This window comes from Clostridium pacaense, assembly GCF_020709765.2.
In the GTDB taxonomy this organism is placed as follows: domain Bacteria; phylum Bacillota; class Clostridia; order Lachnospirales; family Lachnospiraceae; genus Enterocloster; species Enterocloster hominis.
In genome coordinates, this window is the sequence record NZ_JAJFEB020000015.1 from 77,985 (window position 1) to 90,182 (window position 12,198).

11 protein-coding genes are annotated in these 12,198 nt (G+C 50.8%); 10 read left to right on the forward strand and 1 reads right to left on the reverse strand.

The features are described 5' to 3' along the window. Positions 1–177 precede the first annotated feature (177 nt). The 10 genes from chvE (at position 178) to LK536_RS50675 (ending at position 11,334) form a co-directional block, all read left to right on the forward strand. Positions 178–1,365: a multiple monosaccharide ABC transporter substrate-binding protein gene (gene chvE, locus LK536_RS50630; RefSeq protein ID WP_008721079.1), complete on the forward strand. Its 1,188-nt coding sequence runs from the start codon at positions 178–180 to the stop codon at positions 1,363–1,365. Between the two features lie 102 nt (positions 1,366–1,467). Then, complete coding sequence (gene mmsA, locus LK536_RS50635) at positions 1,468–3,006, forward strand: multiple monosaccharide ABC transporter ATP-binding protein (protein ID WP_025483736.1); 1,539 nt, start codon at positions 1,468–1,470, stop codon at positions 3,004–3,006. A 3-nt stretch (positions 3,007–3,009) separates the two neighbouring features. Then, positions 3,010–4,185, forward strand: a complete 1,176-nt coding sequence (gene mmsB / locus LK536_RS50640; RefSeq protein ID WP_008721081.1) for a multiple monosaccharide ABC transporter permease — start codon at positions 3,010–3,012, stop codon at positions 4,183–4,185. Between the two features lie 203 nt (positions 4,186–4,388). Next, positions 4,389–5,414, forward strand: a complete 1,026-nt coding sequence (locus LK536_RS50645) for a LacI family DNA-binding transcriptional regulator (RefSeq protein ID WP_162158524.1) — start codon at positions 4,389–4,391, stop codon at positions 5,412–5,414. A 90-nt stretch (positions 5,415–5,504) separates the two neighbouring features. Beyond that, positions 5,505–6,983 (forward strand): sulfatase, encoded by a 1,479-nt coding sequence (locus tag LK536_RS50650; protein ID WP_227796740.1) that lies wholly within the window; start codon positions 5,505–5,507, stop codon positions 6,981–6,983. Positions 6,984–7,030: 47 nt separating this feature from the next. Beyond that, positions 7,031–8,224 (forward strand): ABC transporter substrate-binding protein, encoded by a 1,194-nt coding sequence (locus LK536_RS50655; protein WP_227796741.1) that lies wholly within the window; start codon positions 7,031–7,033, stop codon positions 8,222–8,224. A 38-nt stretch (positions 8,225–8,262) separates the two neighbouring features. Beyond that, positions 8,263–9,054, forward strand: a complete 792-nt coding sequence (locus tag LK536_RS50660) for an ABC transporter permease (RefSeq protein WP_227796742.1) — start codon at positions 8,263–8,265, stop codon at positions 9,052–9,054. Further along, positions 9,051–9,833, forward strand: a complete 783-nt coding sequence (locus LK536_RS50665) for an ABC transporter permease (protein WP_008721088.1) — start codon at positions 9,051–9,053, stop codon at positions 9,831–9,833. Before LK536_RS50660 ends, LK536_RS50665 begins: the two co-directional genes overlap by 4 nt. Beyond that, entirely contained in the window at positions 9,806–10,582 is a 777-nt protein-coding gene (locus LK536_RS50670; protein ID WP_331472255.1) for an ABC transporter ATP-binding protein, read from the forward strand. The genes LK536_RS50665 and LK536_RS50670 overlap by 28 nt, the downstream gene beginning before the upstream one ends. An 8-nt stretch (positions 10,583–10,590) precedes the next feature. After that, positions 10,591–11,334: an ABC transporter ATP-binding protein gene (locus LK536_RS50675; RefSeq protein WP_227796743.1), complete on the forward strand. Its 744-nt coding sequence runs from the start codon at positions 10,591–10,593 to the stop codon at positions 11,332–11,334. Between the two features lie 6 nt (positions 11,335–11,340). Here the strand turns inward: LK536_RS50675 and LK536_RS50680 are convergent, their stop codons facing one another. Continuing rightward, positions 11,341–12,045: an aspartate/glutamate racemase family protein gene (locus LK536_RS50680; protein ID WP_227796744.1), complete on the reverse strand. Its 705-nt coding sequence runs from the start codon at positions 12,043–12,045 to the stop codon at positions 11,341–11,343. Positions 12,046–12,198: the final 153 nt, after the last annotated feature.

Consider the following 12,198-nt stretch of genomic DNA (forward strand, 5'->3'; position numbering starts at 1 on the left):
TTTCCTGACCGGAAGAGGAACGCGTCCATATAGCATTTTTTTGCTGTCAAAATGTCCAGCCGTCCAGGCCGCCATGGGCAGGCCGATAGTTTTGTGCTAATGGTTCACAAGCAAGTCCAGTCCATTCTGTGGTAGGATGAAACTATCAAAAATAAGTGTCTGGAGGAGGATTTTACAATGAAAAAGAGATTGATTGCAGTGGCACTGACAATGGCGATGGCGGCTGGAATGATGACCGGATGCGGCGGTTCCGGCAAGACAACGGAGAGCGCGGCTGCAACAGCTGCAGCAGATGCAGGAAACACGGAGGCGGCAAAGACAGAAGCGGCAAAGGAGCAGGAGGATAAGACGGAGGCGGCCAAAGATGATGCGGCGGCAGGCGGCGCAGGGGCGCTCATCGGCGTTGCAATGCCCACCAAGGACCTTCAGAGATGGAACCAGGACGGCTCCAACATGAAGGCAGAGCTGGAGGCGGCTGGCTACGCAGTGGATCTGCAGTATGCGAGCAATGACGTTCAGACCCAGGTGTCACAGATAGAAAACATGATTTCCAATGGATGCCAGATGCTGGTGATTGCGTCCATTGACGGAAGCTCCCTGGGCGAGCCTCTTTCACAGGCCAAGGAGGCCGGCATACCGGTCATCTCCTATGACCGTCTGATCATGAACTCGGACGCGGTCAGCTATTACGCCACCTTTGATAACTACAAGGTAGGCCAGAAGCAGGGAGAATACCTGGTGGAGGCCCTGGGACTGGAAAATTCATCCGAACCCAGGAACATCGAGCTTTTCACAGGCGACCCGGCTGATAACAACTGTGTGTTCTTCTTTGGCGGCGCAATGGATGTGCTCCAGAAGTATATTGATGAGGGGAAGCTGGTTGTGAAGTCAGGACAGACCGCATTTGAGCAGGTGGCTACTGCCAACTGGGATTCTGAAAAGGCGCAGAACCGCATGGATACCATCATTGCAGGCAACTATTCAGACGGGACGGTCCTGGACGCAGTGCTCTGCTCCAATGACTCCACTGCCCTTGGGGTTGAGAATGCCCTGGCAGCATCCTACACAGGAACATATCCTGTCATCACCGGACAGGACTGTGACATTGCCAATGTGAAGAACATGTTAAATGGCAAGCAGGCCATGTCCGTATTCAAGGATACACGTACCCTTGCAACCCAGGTGGTCAAGATGGTTGACGCTGTCATGCAGGGCAGCGAGGCGGAAATCAACGATACCTCTTCCTATGATAACGGAACAGGCGTCATTCCCACCTACCTCTGTGAGCCGGTTGTCGTAACCATTGATAATTACAAGGAAATGCTGATTGATTCCGGTTATTATACGGAGGATCAGGTAAAGTAAGACAGAGACAAGAGAGGGACGGCTGGTACCTGAGCGCAGGGGTTTCCTGAAACGCTTTGGGACAGCCGTCCCTGACTAAAATCAGCTTAGGGAGGGAGAGCGTTGGCAAAAATATTATTGGAAATGAAGAATATCACCAAGACATTTCCGGGCGTGAAGGCTCTTGATGATGTGAACCTGCGGGTGGAAGAAGGGGAAATCCATGCCCTGGTAGGTGAAAATGGCGCAGGGAAGTCCACGCTGATGAACGTGCTCAGCGGTATTTACCCCTATGGAAGCTACGAGGGGGATATCATCTATGACGGGGAAGTGTGCAAATTCAGCCATATCAATGACAGCGAGAGGAAAGGCATTGTAATCATCCATCAGGAACTGGCCCTGGTGCCGTATATGTCCATTGCCGAGAACATGTATCTGGGCAATGAAAAAGGAAGGAAATATGCAATTAACTGGAATGAAACGTATGGAGAGGCCGATGAATACCTGAAGACAGTAGGGCTTTCTGAATCCTCCCATACTTTGATAAAGGATATCGGCGTGGGAAAACAGCAGCTGGTGGAGATTGCCAAGGCCCTTGCAAAGCATGCCAGGCTTCTTATACTGGACGAACCCACGGCTTCCCTCAATGAAGATGATTCAAAGGCATTGCTGGAGCTGCTTTTGAAGTTCAAGTCAGAGGGCATGACAAGCATCATCATTTCCCATAAACTGAATGAGATAGCGTATGTGGCGGATAAGATTACGGTCATCCGTGACGGTTCCACCATAGAGACATTGGATAAGGCAACAGATACCATCACCGAGGACCGGATCATCAAAGGCATGGTGGGCCGTGAGCTGGTGGACCGTTTCCCGAAGCGGGAAGGAGTGGCTGTCGGGGATACCGCCATGGAGGTGCAGGACTGGAGCGTATACCATCCCCTGTATTCGGACCGGAAGGTGGTGGACCGTGTTTCCTTCCAGGTGGGAAAAGGAGAGGTGGTTGGGATCTGCGGCCTTATGGGGGCAGGGCGGACGGAGCTGGCCATGAGCATTTTCGGCAGAAGTTACGGAACCAATATTACAGGCAGGCTTTTCATCCATGGAAAGGAAGTAATCCTCCATTCGGTCCGGGACGCCATCCGGCATAAGCTGGCTTATGTGACAGAGGACAGAAAAGGGAACGGGCTGATTCTTTCCAATGCAATCAGGATTAACACAACCCTTGCCAACATGGACGCAGTGAGCAGTAAGACCATCATTGATAAGGATAAGGAATATCTGGTTGCCGAGGAGTACAGGGATAAGCTGAAGACCAAATGTCCTTCGGTTGAACAGAACGTGGGAAACCTTAGCGGCGGGAACCAGCAGAAGGTGCTGCTGGCCAAGTGGATGTTCGCGCAGCCGGATATCCTGATCCTGGATGAACCCACCAGGGGAATCGATGTGGGGGCCAAGTATGAGATATACTGCATCATCAACCAGCTGGCAGCGGAGGGGAAATCCGTTATCATGATATCCTCGGAACTCCCGGAGGTCCTGGGGATGTCTGACCGTATCTATATCATGAATGAGGGCAGGATGGCAGGCGAGGTAAAGGCAGAGGAAGCCACCCAGGAATATATCATGTCCTGCATCCTGAAATCAGATAAAGGAGAGTAGAGTATGGAAAACAAGTTGAAATTATCCGAGGTATTGAAGAAATATACAATGGTAATCGTTCTGGCCGTGGTGGTCATCCTGTTCACTGCCAACACGGGCGGGAAAATGCTCCTGCCCCAGAATGTAAATAACCTGATTGCCCAGAATGCCTATGTATTCATTCTGGCAACCGGCATGCTGTTCTGCATCCTGACAGGAGGCAACATTGACCTGTCTGTGGGTTCCGTGGTATGTTTTGTAGGCGCCATCGGCGGAAGCATGATGATTAAGATGGGAATCAACCCCTACCTGTCCCTTCTGTCCATGGCATTGATCGGTATGCTGGTGGGGGCGTGGCAGGGATTCTGGATTGCCTATGTGAGGATTCCTCCCTTTATTGTGACCCTGGCCGGTATGCTGATGTTCAGGGGACTTTCCAACGTGGTGCTTCAGGGCATGACCCTGTCACCAATCCCGGACCGGTTCTTAAACCTGTTCAATACATACGTACCGGATTTTTTTGGCGGGGAGGGGATTAATATAACCTGTATGCTGGCAGGGATTGCCGTATGCCTGGTCTACGCAGCCAGCGTGCTGCGGGGGCGTATGAAGAAAATGCAGAAGGGCTACCGGGTGGATCCTCTTGGAGGAGTGGTTGCAAAAATAGTAATCATCAGCGTGGTTGTACTGTTTTTCATGTTCAAGCTTGCGCAGTATAAGGGGATACCCAACGCCCTTCTCTGGGTGGGTGTCATCATCGGCATCTACAGCTACATCTCATCCAAAACCACCACCGGTCGTTATTTTTATGCGGTGGGCGGCAATGAGAAGGCGACCAGGCTTTCCGGCATCGACACCAACCGGGTGTATTTCCTGGCATATCTTAACATGGGGCTTCTGGCAGCCGTGGCCGGCATGATTACCGTGGCAAGGCTTAATTCCGCCAATCCCACTGCGGGCAACAACTATGAGATGGATGCCATCGGCGCCTGCTTCATAGGCGGCGCCTCGGCATACGGCGGTACAGGTACGGTTCCCGGCGTTATCATCGGCGCAACCCTGATGGGCGTGCTGAACCTGGGCATGAGCATCATGGGCGTGGACCAGAACCTGCAGAAAGTGGTCAAGGGAGCGGTGCTTCTGGCTGCAGTCATATTTGACGTTGTCAGCAAGAGGAAGTCGTTTATTGTGAAGCAGTAGGAGGAAGCGGAAGAGGACGTTTCTGTGTCCTGCCGGAAACCGCCGTCCTGTATAACATCCAGATGTTATACAAGGGCGGCTTTTTGTGTGGATTTTTTCTTTTTTTTAAAGAAGGGGCTTGCTTTTTTTTGTGAATATGCATATAATACAGATAGGTCCGTTATCGATAACGGTAATCGAATAACCAGGAAGAGGACATGCACATGGCAGTAACGATTAAGAAGATTGCAGAGCTGGCGGGGGTTTCTGTAGGGACAGTGGACCGGGCGCTGAATAACCGGAAAGGGGTGAATCAGGAGGTAGCCGGACGTATTAAGGAAATCGCGGATTCAGTTGGGTATGTGCCGAATACAGTGGCGAAGGGGTTGGTAGCCAGACGCAAGGAAGTTAAGATTGGCGTGATCATCCATACGCCAAAGCATGCTTTTATTGAAGAGCTTTTAGCAGGAATCCAGGCTGCCAATAAAAAGATTGCGGATTACGGCGTGGAAATCATGGCCAGATATGGGGAAGGCTATGATGCGGACAGCCAGATACGGATGATAGACGAGCTGGTGGATGAAGGAATCCATGCACTGGCCATCATACCCCTGAACGATAAGCGTGTGGTGGATAAGCTGGAGGAACTCAGGAAGCGTGGGATTACAGTGGCGCTCATGGTATCAGATATCGACGTGGACTGCCTTGCTTACGTGGGCTGTGACCTCTACAGGGGAGGCAGAATCATCGGAGGGCTGGCAGGCATGCTTGGGGGCAGGGACAGCAAGGTGGTTTATTGCACCGCGCCTCTTGAGATATTGGGGAATGTAAGGAGGCTGGACGGGCTGAAGGATGTCCTGCAGGAGCGTTATCCGGACATTCATCTTCTGGGGGTCTGCGAACTGCAGAATGATGACCTGGCAGCCTACAGGCAGGCGGCAATTGCGTTTAAGGAATACAGGGACGCTGACACGATTGTAGTGACAACCGGTTGTACCAAAGGTGTTTTGTCAGCCATTGAGGAAACCGTGTTTGAGAAAAAGGTGAATGTCATCACCCTGGATTTGGCAAAGCCAGTTGAACAGGCCATGGCCAGGGGCCTGGTGCAGGCCACGGTGGTACAGCATCCATTCCTTCAGGGAAAGAAAGTGATTGAGACGCTGTTTAATTATGTGGTAATGGGGAAAGTTCCGGATTCAAAGAAAATCTACATTGATACGGACATAAAGATTTATGAAAGTATTTTTTAGGAGTATTACCGGCCGGCGCCGTGGTACTCCAAAAAATAACAGAATACCGTTATCGATAACGGTAGAAAACATAAAAGGGGAAGTAAGACTATGAAAGCAATTATGCTGATGTTCGATTCATTGAACCGCCATATGCTGCAGCCGTACGGATGTGACAGTACCATCACTCCGAATTTCAACAGGCTGGCAAAACATGCTGTTACATTTGATAACTGCTATGTTGCAAGCATGCCATGCATGCCGGCCAGAAGGGAAATACATACAGGAAGGATGAATTTCCTGCACCGCAGTTGGGGACCATTGGAGCCATTTGATGATTCCATGCCGGAAATCCTGAAGGAGAACGGGATATATTCCCATCTGGTGACGGATCATTACCATTACTTTGAAGACGGTGGCTGTACCTATCATACCCGGTACAGCTCATATGAATTTGTCAGGGGACAGGAAGGCGACCCATGGAAGGGGTCTGTGGGGAATCCTGAGATCCCGGAGACGCTGGGGGGAAGGACGAACTGTCTGTGGCGTCAGGACTGGGTCAACCGGCCATATATGCAGGGGACAAAGAGACATTCCCAGACGCTCACCATGGACCTGGGGCTGGAGTTCATCGAGAAGAATAAAACGGAGGATAACTGGTTTCTCCAGATTGAACATTTTGATCCCCACGAACCGTTTTTTGCCCCGGAAGAGTTCAGGAAGCTGTATCCGGATGATTATGAGGGCCCTCATTTTGACTGGCCTAATTACAAGCGGGTAACAGAGCCTGACCAGGCCTGCGAGCATGTGAGGAACGGGTACCGGGCGCTTCTGACCATGTGTGACCATACCCTGGGACGCCTTTTAGATAAGATGGACCAGGAGGGGATGTGGGAAGATACCATGCTGATAGTCAATACGGACCACGGCTTTTTGCTGGGGGAACATGACTGGTGGGCCAAATGTGTGATGCCCTGGTATAACGAGAACGCCAATATCCCGCTGTTTATATGGGACCCAAGATGTGGGATAAAGGGAGGGAGAAGGAAGGCGCTGGTGCAGGGGATTGACTTAGCACCCACACTTCTGGAGTATTTCAACCTTCCAATTCCTGGGGATATGATGGGTAAACCACTGAGGGACACAATTTTATATGATACCCCTGTCAGGGAGGCTGCAATTTATGGAATCCATGGAGGACATGTTAACTGTACGGATGGCAGGTATGTGTATATGAGGGCGCCGGTGAACGCAGATAACCAGCCGCTGTTTAATTACACGCTGATGCCCAATCATATGAGAAACCGTTTTTCCGTGGATAACCTTAGGAAGGCCAGGCTGAGAGATGGATTTTCATTTACAAAAGGCTGTCCGGTGCTGGAAATCCCATCTACCGGTATTCCTGAACTGGAATTTTCAGCATATGATTTCGGCACCATGTTGTTTGACCTGGAGAAGGACCCGGGGCAGCTCCATCCAATCAGTGACGCTGCGGTTGAAGAACGGATGGCTGGCATGATGGTGCGGATCATGAGGGATAATGACTGTCCGGGGGAACAATACACAAGGCTGGGGTTAGCAGTGGATTAGCCGGCAACAAATGAACGGTGGGAGAAAACACGAAAAGGAGAAGGAAAATGAAAAGAAGAACATGGAAAACTGCATTGTCGATGGTATTAACAGCAGCACTTCTGGCTGGATGCGGCGGGGTAAACAACGGGGGGACGCCGGGCACCGGGGCAGGGGAAGCGAAAACAGAAGAACAGAAAACAGAGGAACAGAAAGCAGAGGGGCAGAAGTCAAAAGCCCAGGGAGGCGGAACAGCAGCTGGTAATGATGGGGCCGCTGACACGGGGCTGTCAGGCCAGAAACTGGTGGTGGGTACCATGGCAAAGGCAATGGGTCTTCCGCTTAAATACGCGTTGGATAAGGGGTACTTTGCGGATAAAGGGCTGGAAGTTGAAATTGTTACATTTGCAACAGGAGCGCCCATCAATGAGGCAATGAATGCAGGTGAGCTGGATGTGGCGGTGAGCGGGATGGCATCGGTCTATAATCTGGCAACAGGGAATTACACCTATATTGGCGACACCATGATATCGGAAGAGGGGCAGTCCCTGTACATAAGGCCGGACAGCGCCCTGGCATCCAGCGGTGAGAAAGACGGGATTGTGGGAAGTAAGGAAACCGTTAAGGGGATTTCCATTTTAGGGCCGCTTTCCACCTCAGCCCAATATAATGCCATTAAATATGTGGAGTCCTTCGGACTGACGTCTGAGGATTTCACCATGGTATCCATGGAATATGCCCAGGCCTACCAGGCTTTCATAACAGGTGAGGGTGACGGCATCGCAACCATACCGCCCTACTCTTTTCAGTTAGAGGCAGCGGGATATGTGGATGCGGCAGATGTGGCAACCCTGATGGGACAGCCATTGACCGATGGAATCTATGTGTCCAACAAAGTGCTGGAGGAAAAAAGGGGAGACCTGCAGGTGCTGATGGAGGTTTATTACCAGGCATGCCAGGAACTGCTGGATGACCCTGGGATGAGGGCCGAGGCCGGTATGAAATGGTATGGGGAGGAAGGCGTGACCTACAGCGATGAGGATATGGAAAATGAGATAAAAGCCCAGACCTATACGACTGTGGATAAGCTAAAGAGCCAGGATTACATATTCGGCGCAACCATGGCCAATATGGGGGCATTTTTCACAACCCAGGAATTAATAGAGGCGTCCAATCTTCCCAATATAGAAAAAAGTTTTGATACATCCTTTGTGGAGCATATCATTGGGACTACTGTCACGACGGCAAAGATTGATCTGTAGGTCTAAGCCTGAAATAATTCCCGTGGAAAGGAATGGGTATGAAACGTAAGAAAACCATGGAACTGAAATATATGATGATGTCAATATCATCGGTATGCGCAGTGTTGCTTGTCTGGTGGCTGTGCATTGATGTTCTGCATTTGAAAAGTGAAAGCGTGTTTCCCGGTCCGGGAAAGGTACTTAATACATTCATCGTCAAACTGACCCATAAAGCTCCGGACGGAGCAACCCTTATCACCCATACCCTGCAGAGCCTTAAAGTGGCTCTGACCGGGTATGCCATGGGCGCTGTCATCGGGATTCCCATGGGAATCCTGATGGCATGGAACCGGTTTGCGGACATGTTCATCCGGCCCTTGTTTGACCTGCTGCGCCCCATTCCCGGGCTGGCGTGGATCCCTCTGTTTATCCTGCTGTTCGGTATCGGGCTGCTTCCAAAAGCGCTGGTGATTTTTATTGCCTCCCTCATTGCGTGTGTGGTGAACGCCTACACAGGGATCCGCCAGACAAAGGATCTGCACCTGTGGGTAGGGGATGTGTTTGGCGCTTCTGATATGCAGAAACTGTTTAAAATCGCCATTCCCACTGCAACGCCCATGATATTTACCGGTTTGCGGGTAGCCCTTGGCTCTGCCTGGACCGCGCTGGTGGCAGCGGAACTTCTTGCATCCAGTAATGGCCTGGGATATATGATCCAGCAGGCCAGGTCTATTTCCAGGCCGGACCTGGTGCTTGTGGGGATGATTACAATCGGAATCGTGGGGCTGGTCATGGACCGGCTGCTTCATAAGCTTGAATTAGTGGTAGCGAAAGGAATGAATGTACAATGAAGGCTGGCAGACAAAAAGTATATGAGTTCCTGGCCGGTGTATGCTCGATTGGATGTTTTGTCATTATCTGGTTTGTGGCTACCAATGGGACTCTGCTGGGAGAAATGATACCGCGCCCGGATGTGGTGTGCGTGGCATTTTTTCAGGCAATTGCAGGTAAAATCGGAAGATATAACTTACTGGTACATATCGGATGGAGCCTCTCCAGGGTTTTGATTGCGTACGGTGCAGCATCCGCGGCAGGTATCGTCCTTGGCCTGGCCATGGGGTGGAGTAAAAGTGTGGAGGCTGTTTTCCAGCCGCTGTTCGGTATTATCCGTCCCATTCCGCCCATTGCATGGATCCCTATTTCCATTATCTGGTTTGGACTGGGGGAGAGCGCCAAATATTTCCTGATTTTCCTGGCTGCATTTTCCAATGTGACACTGAATGCGTGGGCTGGCGCAAAGGCCATGGATTATAAGCTGGTGGGAACCGCAAGGATGCTGGGGGCCAGCAGGACGCAGATTTTCCTGACCGTGGTGATGCCATCGTCCGTGCCTCAGATTTTTGCAGGACTTCAGATTGCCATGTCTTCCAGCTGGGCTACGGTTGTGGCGGCTGAGATGGTACGGTCCTCGGAAGGTGTTGGCTGGATCATCACGACCGGTATGAACAATAATGACATTGTTCAGATTCTGGTGGGAATCATGGCGATTGGAATTGTGGGATTCGTACTTGCAGTAATTATGAGGAAGCTTGAGGAGGTATTATGCCGATGGAACAAGAGCGGACAGTAAACAGTATGATTGAATGCAGACAGATATCCAAATCCTTTCCAGGGGAAAATGGCAGTATGGAAATCGTGCATTCCATGAATCTGTCGGTTGGGGAAAATGAGTTTGTCGTGCTCCTGGGACCCGGGCAATGCGGCAAGACCACAATCATTAACCTGATAGCCGGACTGGAGACGGTGACGTCCGGTGAGGTCATGGTGGATGGGAAGAAGGTGTTGGAACCAGGCCCGGAGCGCGGTGTTGTGTTCCAGACCACCAATCTGTTCCCATGGCTGACCACTATGGGCAATGTGGAATACGGTCCTAAAATGGCAGGTGTCACCAAGGCAGAACGCCAGAAACGGGCGCAGTATTATATTGACCTGGTGGGGCTGCATGGATTTGAGAAATCATTTCCAATCCAGCTTTCAGGCGGCATGCAGCAGCGTGTGGGGATTGCCCGGGCATATTGTATCGAACCCAGGGTCATGATCATGGATGAGCCTTTTGGCGCACTGGATGCCCAGACCAGGTACCAGATGCAGGAAGAGCTGGAACGCATCTGGGAAACGGAAAAGCGCACGGTGGTATTTGTGACCAATAACATTGAGGAGGCAATTTATCTGGCTGACCGTATCATTGTCCTGAGCAACTGTCCGGCCAAAATCAGGAAAGAATACAGAATCAGCCTGCCAAGGCCGAGGAACTATGTCTCATCTGAGTTCCTGGAACTGCGCAGGGAGATAACACAGGTCATGGACAGTACGCTGTAGGAGGGGATATGGAGAAGAAGGTAAAAGTGCAGGTCAGGGACCTGACAAAGAAATTCGGGGATTTACTTGTTCTGAATCATATGGACTTCGATGTGGAAGAAGGGGACCTGCTGTGCGTGGTGGGGCCTACCGGCTGCGGAAAAACAACATTTTTGAACAGCCTTACGAAAATATATGATATCACAGAGGGCCAGATCCTTCTGGATGGCAGGGAGGTTGACCCTAAGGTTAATAACATGGCATATATATTCCAGGGAAATTCCACTATGCCCTGGCTTACTGTGGAAAAAAATGTAAGCTTTGGCCTGGATATCAAGAAGGTGCCGTCTGCAAGAAAGAAAGAGCTGGTGGATAAATACCTTGATATTGTGGGGTTGGCAGAATACCGTAATTATTATCCCAACCAGCTCTCTTCCAGCATGCTCCAGAGAGTGGGGATTGCAAGGGCATTTGCAACAGAGCCTGAATTGCTGCTGATGGATGAACCTTACGGGCAGCTGGATATTGAACTCAGGTTCAAACTGGAGGATGAACTGGTAAAGCTATGGCAGATGACAAAGACAACCGTCATTTTCATCACACATAATATTGAAGAGGCAGTTTATCTGGGCAATAAAATCATGGTCCTGACCAATAAGCCAACCACGGTTAAGACCACGCTGACGAACTCAATGCCCAGGCCCAGGGATGTGACGTCCAAAGAGTTTGTGGAACTGAGGAATAAGGTGACGGATCTGATAAAATGGTGGTGATACGGATTACTCCGTTACATGGCCGGATATGGAAGCCATGGCCGCTTTCCTGGCATGTATGACCGTGGTATCAAAAAGCGGGATATCCGTATCCTCCTGTCTGATCAGCAGGCCGATTTCCGTGCAGCCAAGGATGACGCCCTCGGCCCCCTTCTGTCCAAGTCCGCGGATGATGGCAAGGAAGCCTGCCCTGGATTCAGAGGAAATGGTGCCCAGGCAGAGTTCATCGAAAATGACACGGTTAATCATTTCCCTTTGTGGTTCTTCGGGAATCAGGACCTGGAGCCCGCTTTGGACCAGGCGTTCTTTATAGAAATCCTGTTCCATGGTGTAACGGGTGCCTAACAGGGCCACGGTCTTAATCCCCCTGTCCTTCAGGCACTCCGTTGTTACGTCTGCAATGTGGAGCAGGGGGATGGAGATATAGGATTGGATACGGGGGGCCACTTTGTGCATGGTGTTGGTACAGATGACAATAAAGTCCGCCCCGGCTTTTTCAAGGGAACGGGCGGCCTGGCCCAGTATGTCCCCGCTTTTGTCCCAGTCCCCGCAGGACTGGCATTTTTCTATTTCATCAAAGTCAACGCTGTACAGGATGCACCTGGATGAGTGGAGGCCGCCCAGTTCTTTTTTCACGGTTTCGTTGATGATCTGATAGTAGGTGACGGTGCTTTCCCAGCTCATGCCGCCGATTAATCCGATTGTTTTCATGTTGTGTTCCTCCTTGGGGTTTATCCATAGTATAGCATGCGGACGGCGAAGGTACAAGAAAGGCGTTTTCCGGAACCTTCTTTCTGATAATTCCCTCATGTAAATCCTCTGGGTTAAAATACCGGAGGATTTTTTTGCATTAACGTGTTATAA